This window comes from Rhodoferax sp. GW821-FHT09E07 (genome assembly GCF_059416145.1).
In genome coordinates this window covers 164837-177826 of sequence record NZ_JBWKOP010000007.1, presented here as the reverse complement: position 1 = coordinate 177826, position 12990 = coordinate 164837, and the positions used below count along the sequence as shown (strand labels likewise).

16 protein-coding genes are annotated in these 12990 nt (G+C 63.5%); 5 read left to right on the top strand and 11 right to left on the bottom strand.

Annotated elements, in window-relative coordinates; all coding sequences use genetic code 11:
- The first annotated feature begins 2 nt into the window (after positions 1–2).
- Together tfpZ and AC07OE_RS15220 are read left to right on the top strand one after the other, a co-directional pair.
- The gene (gene tfpZ, locus AC07OE_RS15225; RefSeq protein ID WP_495071423.1) at positions 3–773 is read left to right on the top strand and encodes a TfpX/TfpZ family type IV pilin accessory protein; all 771 of its coding nucleotides are present in this window, start codon (positions 3–5) and stop codon (positions 771–773) included.
- Between the two features lie 74 nt (positions 774–847).
- Positions 848–2317, top strand: coding sequence for a M48 family metalloprotease (locus tag AC07OE_RS15220; protein WP_495071422.1), 1470 nt, complete (start codon positions 848–850; stop codon positions 2315–2317).
- Here the strand turns inward: AC07OE_RS15220 and AC07OE_RS15215 are convergent.
- On the bottom strand, positions 2288–2638 hold the full coding sequence (locus tag AC07OE_RS15215) for a phage holin family protein (protein ID WP_495071421.1): 351 nt from the start codon (positions 2636–2638) through the stop codon (positions 2288–2290). The two genes, AC07OE_RS15220 and AC07OE_RS15215, sit on opposite strands and share 30 nt — an antisense overlap.
- Before the next feature lie 47 nt (positions 2639–2685).
- Positions 2686–3396: a TerC family protein gene (locus AC07OE_RS15210; protein ID WP_495071420.1), complete on the bottom strand. Its 711-nt coding sequence runs from the start codon at positions 3394–3396 to the stop codon at positions 2686–2688.
- Between the two features lie 352 nt (positions 3397–3748).
- Between AC07OE_RS15210 and AC07OE_RS15205 the strand changes: the two genes are divergently transcribed.
- Positions 3749–4192, top strand: coding sequence for a DUF3717 domain-containing protein (locus tag AC07OE_RS15205; protein ID WP_495071419.1), 444 nt, complete (start codon positions 3749–3751; stop codon positions 4190–4192).
- Positions 4193–4224: 32 nt separating this feature from the next.
- On the opposite strand, the gene AC07OE_RS15200 is transcribed toward AC07OE_RS15205, so the two are convergent.
- Entirely contained in the window at positions 4225–4785 is a 561-nt protein-coding gene (locus tag AC07OE_RS15200) for a YaeQ family protein (protein ID WP_495071418.1), read from the bottom strand.
- Positions 4785–6164 carry an adenylosuccinate lyase gene (gene purB, locus AC07OE_RS15195; RefSeq protein ID WP_495071417.1) on the bottom strand — a complete coding sequence of 460 codons (1380 nt, stop codon included), beginning with the start codon at positions 6162–6164 and terminating at the stop codon, positions 4785–4787. The genes AC07OE_RS15200 and purB overlap by 1 nt, the downstream gene beginning before the upstream one ends.
- A 96-nt stretch (positions 6165–6260) precedes the next feature.
- Between purB and AC07OE_RS15190 the strand changes: the two genes are divergently transcribed.
- Positions 6261–6875 carry a glutathione S-transferase C-terminal domain-containing protein gene (locus tag AC07OE_RS15190; protein WP_495071416.1) on the top strand — a complete coding sequence of 205 codons (615 nt, stop codon included), beginning with the start codon at positions 6261–6263 and terminating at the stop codon, positions 6873–6875.
- Between the two features lie 107 nt (positions 6876–6982).
- A complete protein-coding gene (locus AC07OE_RS15185) occupies positions 6983–7219 on the top strand; it encodes a hypothetical protein (protein WP_477885992.1) in 237 nt (78 codons plus the stop codon).
- A gap of 6 nt (positions 7220–7225) precedes the next feature.
- Here the strand turns inward: AC07OE_RS15185 and AC07OE_RS15180 are convergent, their stop codons facing one another.
- The 7 genes from AC07OE_RS15180 to AC07OE_RS15150 form a co-directional block, all read right to left on the bottom strand.
- Positions 7226–7675, bottom strand: a complete 450-nt coding sequence (locus AC07OE_RS15180) for a nuclear transport factor 2 family protein (RefSeq protein ID WP_495071415.1) — start codon at positions 7673–7675, stop codon at positions 7226–7228.
- Entirely contained in the window at positions 7672–8451 is a 780-nt protein-coding gene (locus AC07OE_RS15175; protein WP_495071414.1) for an SDR family NAD(P)-dependent oxidoreductase, read from the bottom strand. Before AC07OE_RS15175 ends, AC07OE_RS15180 begins: the two co-directional genes overlap by 4 nt.
- A gap of 76 nt (positions 8452–8527) precedes the next feature.
- Positions 8528–9067 (bottom strand): DUF3833 domain-containing protein, encoded by a 540-nt coding sequence (locus AC07OE_RS15170; protein ID WP_495071413.1) that lies wholly within the window; start codon positions 9065–9067, stop codon positions 8528–8530.
- The gene (locus tag AC07OE_RS15165; RefSeq protein ID WP_495071412.1) at positions 9064–10347 is read right to left on the bottom strand and encodes an MFS transporter; all 1284 of its coding nucleotides are present in this window, start codon (positions 10345–10347) and stop codon (positions 9064–9066) included. Before AC07OE_RS15165 ends, AC07OE_RS15170 begins: the two co-directional genes overlap by 4 nt.
- Entirely contained in the window at positions 10344–10913 is a 570-nt protein-coding gene (locus AC07OE_RS15160; RefSeq protein WP_495071411.1) for a chalcone isomerase family protein, read from the bottom strand. The genes AC07OE_RS15165 and AC07OE_RS15160 overlap by 4 nt, the downstream gene beginning before the upstream one ends.
- An 11-nt stretch (positions 10914–10924) precedes the next feature.
- Positions 10925–12160, bottom strand: coding sequence for a class I SAM-dependent methyltransferase (locus AC07OE_RS15155; protein WP_495071410.1), 1236 nt, complete (start codon positions 12158–12160; stop codon positions 10925–10927).
- A gap of 32 nt (positions 12161–12192) precedes the next feature.
- Entirely contained in the window at positions 12193–12990 is a 798-nt protein-coding gene (locus AC07OE_RS15150) for a DUF1365 domain-containing protein (protein WP_495071409.1), read from the bottom strand.

Here is a 12990-nt window from a genome sequence, read left to right as displayed (position 1 = left end):
ACATGACATTACTAACTCCGTCTCTGACTGCTCGTCTTCGCGCAAGTGCCATCCATTTAAGCCTTAGCTTGGCTATTGCATTGTTCGCTGCGCTAATGGTTTTCTGCATTTGGTATCCCTATCCCTACCGTGAACTCTCCGGCGGGCGTGAGTTGTTTTTCATCGTGGTTTGCGTTGATGTCATCTTGGGGCCGCTGATTACTCTAACTGTCTTTAACTGTACCAAGCCCTGGACTGAGCTCCGTCGAGATTTGGCCATTGTTGTTTTGATTCAGCTGGCCGCGTTGGGCTACGGTTTGTGGACCGTCTTTGTCGCACGACCAGTGCATCTGGTTTTCGAAATTGATCGATTTCGCGTAGTACATGCCATTGAAGTAGACGAAACGTTACTGCCGCTTACTCCAAGTGGGGTCGTTGCGCTACCTGTGACCGGCCCCACCCTGCTGGCATTGCGACCTTTCAGAGACGACAAGGAAAAAACGGATGCCACCATGGCTGCCCTGCAAGGCGTATCGCTGGGCTCGCGTCCGGATCTCTGGCGTCCATATGAAGAGGCCACCAGTGATATTCTCAAAGTAGCCAAACCCGCTACCCAGCTGCTTTCTCGGTTCGTCCAACAGGCAGCGGAGATTACCAGCGTGTTGAAGGGAGTGAACCGTACGCCAGAAAACGTGGTTTACCTTCCGCTGGTCGGGCGCAAATCGTTTTGGACTGTGTTTCTGGACCCCGTCACCGCGCAAGTGTTGACAACGATGCCCTTAGACTCTTTTTAGAAACTTTTGAAAGAAAAGTGTCACTAGCCATTGGAAAATATGCCAGAGTTGCTATTGTTTGCATAGCAATTTTGATGGCGACCACGGCCCAGCCAGAATCAGTGCCGGGCACGGGTGGCACTCTCCCGAACCTAGGCGACACCGCCTCCATCACCCCCAGCGCCGAGCGCCGCTTGGGCAATCGCATCGCCCGCGAGCTGTACCGTGATCCAGACTACATTGATGATCCAATCATCATGGAGTATGTGCAGGGCATCTGGCAGCCGCTCTTGGCGGCAGCGCGGGCGCGCGGGGAATTGCCACCGGAGTTGGACGAGCAGTACGCTTGGACCATCCTGCTGGGCAAGGATCGCACGGTCAACGCCTTTGCACTGCCGGGGGCCTATCTGGGTTTGCACCTGGGGTTGGTGGGCGTGGTCACCAGCCGGGATGAGTTGGCGGCGGTGCTGGCGCACGAGCTCAGCCATGTGACACAGCGGCACATTGCCCGTCTGATTTCGCGCCAGAGTGAGCAAACTCCCTGGCTGATCGGCGCCATGATTCTGGGCGCATTGGCTGCCAGCAAAAATCCCGGAGCGGCGAATGCGGTGATCGTGGGGGGGCAAGCGGCCGCAATCCAGACCCAGCTCAACTTCTCGCGCGACATGGAGCGTGAGGCGGATCGTGTCGGGTTTGGTGTGGCATCCCAAGCCGGGTTCGCGCCCCAGGGTTTTGTGAGCATGTTCGAGAAACTGCAGCAATCCAGTCGCCTCAACGATTCCGGCGGCTTCCCCTACCTGCGCAGCCACCCGCTGACCACGGAGCGCATGGCGGACATGCAAGCACGTGTACCCGCCAATGCGGCAGCTGCGCCGGCGCCCCAGTGGGAGCATGCGCTGATTGCCGCGCGCGCTCGTGTGCTGTCCAATTCTGCCGTTGATGCACTGCGCAATTGGTATGCAGAAGCGGAGCCGACGCGCTTGGCGCGGCAAGGCCCGATGCAGCAAGCCACCACGCTGTATGGCGCCACCTTGGCCGCTACCAAGCTGCGCGACTTTGCCTTTGCAGACACCATGTTGGCGCGCTTGGCCAGTGCCACAAAGGGCGATGCGCAAGCTGCGCGGCAGGTACGCTTGCTGGCGGCCGAATTGGCGCTAACCAAAGGCGATGGCATGAAAGCACAAACAGCCCTTGGGGACCAAATGCAGGCCGGCAGTCGGGCGGAGTTGTTGTTGTTGGCACAGGCGCAGCTGCAAGCAGGACGTGCGGCTCAGGCGGGCCAACAGCTACAAACCTGGCTGGCGGACCACCCGTTGGACGCGTTGGCTTGGCAGACCTTGGCCAGCGCCTCCGCCGCGCAAGGCAAGACGCTGGCAGCCATACGCGCGGAGGCCGAGGTCAATATTGCCCAGCTCGATTACCCGGCTGCCTTGGCGCGTTTGAAGGCCGCACAGGACCTCGCGCGCAGCGGCACGCAAGGCGCCGACCACTTTGAGGCTTCGATTGTGGACACCCGGACGCGCCAGGTAGAGCAGTTACTTCGGGAACAGGCGCTCGAGCGCTGATTCGATGATCAGCCCCAGCAGCGTGTAAATCAGCGACCCGATCAGCGCCGCGGTAAAGCCCTGAACATGGAAGCCGTCCAGAACGCCGGCGGCGGACCAGAACATCAGCGCATTGATGACAAACAGGAATAGTCCCAGCGTCAATACCGTGAACGGGAGCGTCAGCACCACCAGCAGGGGGCGCACCACAGTGTTGAGCAGACCAATCACAAATGCGGCGATCAGCGCAGAGGTAAAACTCTTGACTTCCACGCCGCTGTAAAGGTGCGCAACCGCCAGCAAGGCAGTTGCACTCAGAAGCCATTTGACGAGTAATTTCATGGTGGCACAGCATAGCACCCGCCTGTGCTACTGCCCAGACGCCGCGCTCAGCCGCCGTGCGCCACTGCAGCCCGGGCGCGCTTCTGGCTCCACCAGCCTGCCGCCAACACGCCGACCACCGCCACGGTATACACCGCCCAGCGTGCAGCGGCTTGGGTGCTGTCGATGCCGGACGCACCGCCAAACACCGAGTGCAGCAGCGCCTCGCCCACCACCATCTTGGCTGCCGTGAAGGCCAGGACCGCTGCGCCCAGCTGGATGATCATGGGGAAGCGCTCCACCAAACGCAGCACCACGGTGCTGCCGAACACCACAATGGGCACGCTGATCAACAGGCCAATGATGACCAGATCGAAGGCGCCGTGGGCCGCACCCGCCACGCCCAGCACGTTATCAATGCCCATCAGGGCGTCGGCCACGATGATGGTCTTCATGGCGCCCCAGAAGGTGGTGGCCGTTGGGCCGTCATGCTCGCCGCCGCCCTGGTCGGCCAGCAGCTGGTAGGCAATCCACAGCAACCCAAGGCCACCTACCAGCATCAGGCCGGGGATTTTCAGCAGCCAGACCACGCCTACGGTCATGACTGAGCGCACGACGATGGCACCCACGGTGCCCCAGACAATGGCCTTGCGTTTGAGGTGGTCGGGCAAATTGCGCGCGGCCAGCGCAATCACGATGGCGTTGTCGCCGGCGAGCACCAGGTCGATGAGCACAATGGCCAGCAGCGCTGACCACCAGGAGGCAGAGAGAAATTCCATGGCATATCCAGTTTGAGATCGATGTTTCGCTCACCGCGCTCTGGATCTTGGGGGGAATGGGGTGGGAAACACCACAAGCACACTTCGATCAAGCCCGCGGTGGGCTCCAATCGAAGGTCTTGCTCAGCAAGGTATGGTGCCTTGCCCAACAAGCCGGAAGCCGAAGCTTCGTATTGACGACTTGCTGAAAACCGCTGGATGGCAGCGGATGGGAGCTACTCCCCTTCGTGCCCGCAGTGTACTCATCTGCGACAAGGGCCTGCAAAATGTGGGGAGATTTTGGCCCACCCTGCGGAGGGCGTCGGCAGCGCCGGGCGTGCCGGTATATGATGCGCCCCCTCTACGGGAATCTATGGCAGGCATCCACATCACCGACATCGAGTCGGCCATCAACTACTGGCGCGCGCGTGAGCCCTCGCCCGATGGCGTAGCCCTGCCCGCCCCCACACGGGCGCTGGCCGAGGTGTATGCCTTGCTGGTCTATTACCATGAGACCGACGCCGACGAGGCGACCATGCCACCCAAAGCACGGGCCGCCTGGATGGCGTGGTACGAGAGCACGCCCGACACGCCCTGCATTGCCATTTGCTCCACCAGCCAGGGCGATGACCTGTGCAAGGGCTGTGGTCGCACCTTTGAAGAGGTGCAGCGCTGGCCCGAAATGGGCCCGGCCGCCAAGCGTGCCACCTGGCGCCGCATCACGCTGGACGCGACCTCCTGGCGATTCAACAAATACGCGGAGCGTGCAGCCGAAGGCCGGGATTCCGTGGACGAGAGTTTGCTACCAAAAGAGTAGCTGCCTGCGCACTGTTTGCGGGGGCTAGAGGCCTATTTCCAGCGAATCGGCTCGATGTCCACGGTATTCACACCGTCCCCCAGCATCAGCACACCTTCTTGCACCGTCGCCTGCAGCTGCATGCTGCGCTGCGCAAGCTTGGCCAGGGCCTGCGAGGTGACCGACGGGATACGCCACACCTGCAGCTTGTCCAGCCGGCTCAGCTTGCTTTCAATGCCCTTCCACCAAATATCGGCCGAATGGGCAAAGGGGTAGAGCAGCACCGCGTCGGCCTTGTTGCAGGCTTTGCTGATGGGTTTGTCCTCGGGCTGGCCCACCTCGATCCACAGGCGCTTGTGGCCCGTGAAGTCGGTCAGCGACACATCAGGGTCTTCCACATCCGACAACCCCGCGCCAAACGCCAGTGTGCCGTCGCCGTTGCACACGGTTTGCAGCTTGTAGGCATTGAACGCCAACGCGGCCAGCCGCACCATCATGCGTTCATCGGTCTCGCTGGGGTGGCGTGCCAGGGTCAGCGCATGGTCGGCGTAGTAGCTGTTCTCGATGTCTGCAATCTGCAGGTTGGCTTTGTAGATGGTGGATTTGAGTGCCATCAGACGCGCTTTGCCAGCTCGGCCGCTTTGCCGGTGTAGCTGCCTGGCGTCATGGCCAGCAGGCGGTCTTTCTCTTCCTGCGGCAGGTCCAGCCCGGCGATGAAGCCCTGCATCAGCTCGCGCGTCATGGCCGCGCCGCGCGTGAACTTCTTGAGCTGCTCATAAGGCTGGGGCAGGCCGAAACGGCGCATCACGGTCTGGATGGGTTCGGCCAGCACTTCCCAGGATGCGTCCAGGTCCTCTGCGATGGCGACTTCGTTGATTTCCAGCTTGTTCAGGCCGGTCATCAGCGAGCTGTAGGCCAGCACGGCGTAGCCCAAGGCCACGCCCATGTTGCGCAGCACAGTGGAATCGGTCAGGTCGCGCTGCCAACGGCTGATGGGCAGCTTCTCGCTCAGGTGGCGCAGCACGGCATTGGCCAGACCCAGGTTGCCTTCGGCGTTTTCAAAGTCGATGGGGTTGACCTTGTGCGGCATGGTGCTGGAGCCCACTTCGCCGTCTTTCAGGCGTTGTTTGAAGTAGCCCAGGCTCACATAGCCCCAGATGTCGCGGCTCAGGTCGATCAGGATGGTGTTGGTGCGGGCCACGGCGTCAAACAGCTCGGCCATGTAGTCGTGTGGCTCGATCTGGATGCTGTAGGGCTGGAAGGTCAGGCCCAGGCCCAGCGGCTCGGGCGTTTCCACCACTTTGCGGCTGAAGGCTTCCCAGTCAAAGTCGGGCCAAGCGGAGAGATGGGCGTTGTAGTTGCCCACGGCGCCATTCATCTTGGCCAGAATCTTCACGCTGGCAATGCGCTCGCAGGCGGCCTGCAGGCGTACCACCACGTTGGCAATTTCCTTGCCGACCGTGGTGGGGCTGGCGGTTTGGCCGTGGGTGCGGCTCAGCATGGGCACGTCGGCATAGGCATGGGCCATGTCGCGCAGCTTGAGCACGATCTTGTCCAGAGCGGGCAGCACCACCACGTCGCGGGCCGACCGCAGCTGCAGGCCGTGGCTGGTGTTGTTGATGTCTTCGCTGGTGCAGGCAAAGTGCACAAATTCACCGGCCTTCTCCAGTTCTGGGCGCGCCTCGAACTTGGACTTGATCCAGTATTCCACCGCCTTTACATCATGGTTGGTGGTCTTTTCAATAGTCTTAATGGCTTCGCCATCCGCTTCCGAGAAGTTTTTGACCAGGCCTAGCAAGTAAGTACGGGCTCCGGGCGTCAGCGGCTTGAACTCGGCGAAGCCCGCGTCGCTGAGGGCGATGAACCACGCCACCTCCACCTGTACGCGGCGGTGCATATAGCCCAGTTCGCTGGTGAGGGGGCGCAGGGCGGCGAGCTTGGGGGCGTAACGGCCGTCGAGCGGGGAGAGGGCGGAAATGGCGGAGAAAGTCATCCCCGAATTGTAGGTTGTGCGCCACGCCCGACCCCAAGGGCCGTTCTGGTAAACCCTGCTGGATAGAATCGACCTTCAAGCAACAGCCTAGACCCCATGAAATTACTCGGATCCACTTCCAGCCCCTATGTTCGCAAAGTCCGCGTCGTGATGGCCGAGAAGAAGCTCGATTACGCCTTCGTCACAGAGGACGTATGGGCGGCAGACACCAACATTGCCGAGTCGAATCCGCTGGGCAAGGTGCCCTGCCTGATCATGGAAGGCGCAGAAGCCTTGTTTGACTCGCGCGTCATCGTCGAATACCTGGACACGCTCTCGCCCGTGGGCAAGCTCATCCCCTCTGTGGGCCGCGAGCGCGCCGAAATCAAGACCTGGGAAGCCCTGGCCGATGGCCTGATGGACGCAGCCATCCTGGCGCGCCTGGAAGCGACGTGGACGGGTCGTACCAAGGCCCAGCGCAGCCAGGCCTGGATCGACCGTCAGATGGTCAAGGTCAACGATGCGGTCAAAGCCATGGCCCGCGGCTTGGGAGACAAGCCCTTTTGCGCCGGCATACACCTGAGCCTGGCCGACATCGCCGTGGGCTGTGCGTTGGGTTACCTGGACTTCCGCTTTCCCCAGATCGACTGGCGCACGGACCATCCCAATTTGGCCAAGCTTGTCGAGAAACTGGCGCAGCGTCCGAGCTTCATGGACACGGTTCCTGCCTAGGTTTGGCGCGGTCTGGCGGCCCAAAAGTGGCTGCCAGCCCTGTTTTTACAGGGCATTACACAAAAAGACTGGCCAAAACCCGCGCCAGTGCTTACAGTCGGCCCACCATGGCGACTTACAAAACCATTTACAAGTGCCGCGAATGCGGTGCCACCAGCTACCAGCCGGTGATTGACCGCGCTGCCAACGGCGCGCTCAAGCCCACGGGTGAGTACAAATGCACGGGCTGCCGCAATGTGTTTGCCAGCTTGCGTGCCTGGTGGGAGCCGCGCAGGCCCGTGGATTTTCACCAGGACTTCCAGGGCAGCAAGTTCGGCAACCAGGCCAACGCCACCGGGCGTTGATTTCGCCTAGCGGTTGGCGCGCCGCTTGAGCCAGCGCATCACACCGCCCACCAAGGGCAATTTTTCGTACAACTCTTCCGCCGCGTCCCAGTAGTCGCGGTGCAGTGTCACCAAGCCCGCGCCGTCCAACACCAGGTGCGAGCCGCCCAGAATCACCTGCTCCTCCCCCTGCCGAAAGCGACGGAAGCGAAAGCGGAACTCCCACGTCAGAAAACACTGCTGCCCCTGCACGATGCGTTCGCGCACCACAAAGCGGGGCGCCTCCAGTGCCTCGAACATATGGGTAAAGATGCGCGTAATGGCAGGCAAACCCGTCACATCATTGAACGGGTCTTTGAAGCGCGCATCGGCTGAGTAGAACGCAGGCAGTGTCGCCACCGAGGCGGGTGTGAGGGTTTCAAACAGCGCGATCACGCGGGTGACGGCCTCGTCGCAAGCAACAGGGTATGCGTTCATAGGGTGGCGCGGCTCACCAGGTAAAAGTAGGCCCGGTACGGTAACACCCGCAGGGCTTTGAGCCACAACGTGAACCGTTTGGGGAAGTGGATCTCGAAGCGGCCTTGCGCCCAGCCGGCCAGCATGGCCTGGGCTGCCTGCGTCGGGGTCAGCAGGGCGGGCATGTCAAAGTCGTTCTGCGCCGTCAGCGGGGTTTGCACAAAGCCGGGGTTGATCAGTGATACGCCAATGCCCTTGTCATGCAGGTCCAGGTACAGCGTCTCGGCCAGGTTGATCAAGGCCGCCTTGGTCGGGCCATAGGCCAGGCTGTTGGGCAGGCCGCGGTAGCCCGCCACGCTGCCCACCAGCGCGATGTGGCCTGCACCGCGCGCCAGCAGCGCGGGCAGCACGGCGCTCAGCACATGGAGGGCGCCCGTGTAGTTCACCGCGGTGTGGCGCTGCATGTCGGCCAGGTCCAGCGCCGTGGCGCGCATGGCGGCGTAATGGCCCGCGCAGTACAGCACGCAATCCAGCGGGCCTTGCGCCAGCAACTGGTCGGCCGCGGCGTGCACCGCAGCAGCATCGGTCGCGTCCAGCGGCAGCGCTGTGCTGCCCGGGTGGGTGGCCACAAAGGCCTCCAGATCCGCCACCTTGCGTGCCGACACCACCACCTGGGCGCCTTGGGCATGCAGCGCAGTGGCTGTGGCTTGGCCAATGCCGCTGGAGGCGCCAACGATCCAGACCGTCTTGCCGCGCCAGTCGCGCAGCGGGGGATTCATGGGGGTGAAGAAGGGCATGGGAACAACCTTTGCTCTTGTTTTGATAGCTGCTCGCGCAATGAATATGGGGGCTAGAGGCAGATCTGGCTTGTAGTTACGGGCGTTTGGTGAACGACAGCGTCACCTCACCCAGCCGTACGCCGAACTTGTTCATCGTGGCCTTGTTGAGCATCACGCTGTCGGTCATCAGGTACATCCAGTCGTCAAACTTGACGTCGTAGACGGAACCATCCACCGGCAGGCTCAGCGTGTAGGTCCAGTAAAACGCGTTGCCGCGGGCCTGGCCCTGGGCCGTGCCGACCACGTCGTCGGCGGTGCCCGTGTAGCGGCCATCGGCCAGCTTTTTCAGGTGCCAAACGCGCTTTTGCTTTGTGCCATCGGAGTAGCTGAAGTCTTCGTCCAGCACGCCCTCGTCGCCCTGCCAGCTGCAGCGCATCACTACGGTGAAGCGCTTGACGACCGTGCCCGAGTGGTCGGTGAACACGCCATAGGCATCCAGCACGCCGTTGAAGTACTGCTGCAGGTCCAGCACTGGTCTTTCCTGGCTGTATTGGTCGATGCGTTGGGTGCTGCAGCCGCCCAGCGCAAGTGTGCTGGCTGCGGTGGCGGCGCTCAGGAGCAGGCGTCGTTTCATGGGGTTCTCCGAATGATGAGGCTAGACAGCAGCACCGCGGCCAGGGCTTTGAGCGCGCAGGGCAGCATGCAATAGGCGGTGGTGAGTGCCTGCAGCGCCGCAGGGGCGCGCGTGCCGGGCGTGTAACCCCACAGGCCCAGCAGCGGCAGGGCCACGCCTGCGGCCAGCGCGAGGTTGAGCTTGGTAGCAAAGTTCCACCAGCCAAAGTAAGCGCCCTCGGTGCGGCCCCGGTCCCCCGCGGCGGCAATGGTGCCGGCCAAGAGCGCACCCGGCAGGGCCAGATCGGTGCCCAGTGCCACACCCGAGAGCGCGCACACGGCCAGAAATGCCGTGGTGTCGCCCGCGCCGAGTTGGGTGGCACATACAAACACCGCCATGGACAGCAGCATGCCCAGACGCCAGGTGCGCGCCAGGCCCAGGCGCGGCACCACGCGCAGCCACAGCGGCAGCGCCAGGGCGGCGCAAACAAAATAGCTGCCCAGGAACAGCGGCTGCTGGCTGGCCGGGGCCTGCAAGCGGTCTTGCACAAAGAACAGGATGAGCGTGGCCGGCACGGCGCTGGCAATACCGTTGACCACAAACACCGCCAGCAGCGCACGAAATGTGGGTCGCGTGAACGGCAGCCAGACTGATGCCGGCCGGCCGGCGAAAAAACCCACCTCTGCGGCCCCGGCGGCACCCACGGGAGGCTGGCGTGCCACACGCCAGGCAGTCCAGCCCGCACCCAGTGCTATGAAAAACAGAGCTGCTGTCGCAGGCAAGCCGAGGGCTAGCGGTGCTATCGATGCCAAAACCACGCCCAGCAGGCCCAGGCCTTCACGCCAGGCCACCACGCGGCTGCGCTGCACTTCGTCCCCACCCAGCCGCGCGCCCCACGACTGGTGCAGGATGCTTAGTGCGCTGTAGGCCGCGTAGGTGATGACCAAGCAGGCCGTGGCCCACAGCACCAGGGCACCGGGGCTTTTGATGGGTGGGAAGAACAACAGTGCAAAGCCCGCACCCAGCACCATGCAGGCCAGCGCGGCCCAGGCCAGCACGGCACGCAGCGACTGGGCAAACAGCCGGTCGCTCCAGCGGCCCAGCAGCGGGTCGATCAGTGCGTCGAACAAGCGCGCGGCCAGCAGCACCGCACCCAGCGTGGCCAGTGGCACGCCAAAGGCCGTGGCGTAGTGGTTGGGCAGCGTAACGTACAGCGGCAGCGCCACAAAGGCCAGCGGCAAGCCCATGAGGCCGTAGCGCCAACCAGCATGCCAGTCGAAAGCAGTGCTGGAGCGGGTCATGGCGCCAACCCCGCCAGTAACTCACTACGCAGGCGCGGCTCGCTGGTCCAGGGTGCGAGCCAGATGCCAAAGAACGGCGGACCAAACGCCGGGTCGGCCACGGTGGCGCGCAGGCTGCCGTTGAAGAAAAACCGCGTGCCTGCGCCCGGTGTGTGCAGGCCGGTGAGGCGGTCGCCGTCTTTCACATCCGGGAAGGCCTCCGCCATGGCCTGCAGCCAGCGCTGTTCGGTGGCGTTGTCCAGCGGGCCACCGCGGCGCATCTCCTGCAACGAACGTTCGGCGATGGCCTGGCCTTTGAGCGCGCGCAGGTAACGCAGCTCCAGCGCCAGGGGATGGGCGGCGTACTGCGCGGCGTCAAAGCCCGGGGCTACCCAGAGTTGCGCGTCGTAAATCGAGAGGCCAAAAAACCGCATGCGCGTGGCGCCGGCGGCTTTGGCTTGCGGCAGCTGGGCCTGTACTTCTGGCGGCATCGTGGCTTGTGCCCGTGCTACACCTGTCAAACACCAAACGCCCACGCTCCCACCCCAGCGCAGCAGGGTTCGGCGGGTGGGCAGGGGGTGGCGCATGACGGGAGGCTTCAGGCTGCGCGCTTTTGCAGGGTGTACTGCACCACGTCGATGTTGCGTTCATCGAAGGCGGCTTCGCAGTAGGCCAGGTAAAACTCCCAGATCAGCATGAAGCGTTGGTCGAAGCCAGCGGCCATCACACGCTCACGCTCGGCCAGGAAGGCATCGCGCCAGCGGCGCAGGGTCTCGGCGTAATCGGGGCCAAAGGCGTATTCGTCCACCACCTCCAGCCCTGCCGCGCGGGCCTGCGCGCGGAACTCGCGCGGGCAGGGCAGGCAGCCACCGGGGAAGATGTACTGCTGGATGAAATCGGTAGACGTGATGTAGCGGTCAAACAGCGCATCATCAATCACGATGCTTTGCACGCAGGCACGGCCGCCGGGCTTGAGCAGCTTGGCCACGCTGGCAAAGTAGGTGGGCCAGTACTCGCGGCCCACGGCCTCCACCATTTCGATGGAGCAGATTGCGTCAAACGGCGCGTCGCTGATATCGCGGTAGTCCTGCAGCCGCAGGTCGGCATGGTCTTGCACGCCAAAGCGCTCCATGCGTTCGCGCGCAAAGGCCAGTTGCTCGGTGCTCAGCGTCACACCGGTGAGGGAGGCCTTGAATTCGGTGGTCGCCATCTCGGCCAGCGCACCCCAGCCGCAGCCAATCTCCAGCATGCGGTCACCCGCCTGCACGCCAGCCATGGAGAGCGCCCGCCGCACCTTGGCTTTCTGGGCCTCGGCCATGGGCTGCTGGGTGTTGCCCGCAAAAATGGCGGACGAGTAGTTCATGGTCTCGTCCAGCCACAGGGTGTAGAAGGCATTGCCCAGGTCGTAGTGCGCGTGTATGTTTTTCTGGCTGTTGGTCTTGGTGTTGCGGTTGAGCAGGTGCTTGATGCGGTAGAGCAGGCGCCCGGCCCAGCTGCCGTAGATCACGCCCTCCACCTCGGCGCGGTTTTTCACCAGCACGCGCAGCAGCTCGGTCAGGTTGGGCGTGCTCCAGTCGCCGGCGATAAAGCTTTCGGCAAAGCCGATGTCGCCCGACTTCAGCGCCGCACTGCACACATTCCAGTTGTGCAATTGCAGGCTGGCGTGGGGCAAGGCCTCGCCGCCGAAGCGCTGCGTGCTGCCATCGGGCAGCTGCACGGTCAGGCTGCCATGTCGCAGGTGCTGCAGCAACTTGAGCACGGTGCGTGCGGCCGCCGGTGTGCCGCGGGGCAGCGTGAAGGCGGGCGCGGAGGAGGTGATGCTGGAGGTGTTCATGGGGCGTCTCACTCGGTCGGGGGCAAAGCGGGTTAGCGGGTGGTTAGGGTGCTGGGCGGCGCGGGCTTGCGGAAAAAGGGCACGTGGTGGATCCACAGCTTGAGCGCCTGCCAATGGATGCGCGCCACCACGCCCAGCGTCATGGCCGGGTAGGTCCACAGCGCGCGGTGCACGCTCTGGGCAGTCAGTGGCACCAGGGTTCCGCTTACGCTGGTTTCGATGAGCGGACCTTGTGCGTCGTCGTAGTCGATGCGCGCCACGGTGCGCTGCAGGTCGGGTGTCAGCATGAAGTGAAAGCGGTAACCGCCTTCTACGGGGCAAAACGGCGACACGTGGAACACCTTGTCTGCGCGCAGCTCGGCGCCGTAGCGGGGCTGGTCCAGCAGGTAGCAGTGGCGTTCGCCAAAGGTGTTGTTCACCTCCACCACGATGGCGCGCAGGCTGCCGTCGGCGCGATGGCAGTACCAGAAGCTCACCGGTTTGAAGGTGAAGCCCAGCACGCGCGGGTAGCAGTGCAACCACACCTCGCCATCGGCGTCCGCAATGCCTTCCGCGTGAAGCAGGGCATCCAGCCAGGCCAGTGCACCGCCCTGTTCGGGCTCGCGGCCATCGCCATGGTCGCGGTCATAAAAGCTCAAGGGCGCCCAACGGTTGCGCGCCAAAGCGCCTGGGCCGTGGGCCTGCAGGCTGCGCATGGGCAGCATAAGAAAGTAGGTGCCGTAGGCAAACGCGTTGCGCACTGGGCGCAGCCGCGTGTGCCGCACCTGGCCGAAGCCCAGCTGGGCCACGGCGGGGGCGGCCGACACAGGAGGCGTAGGTGCTGTGCGCAT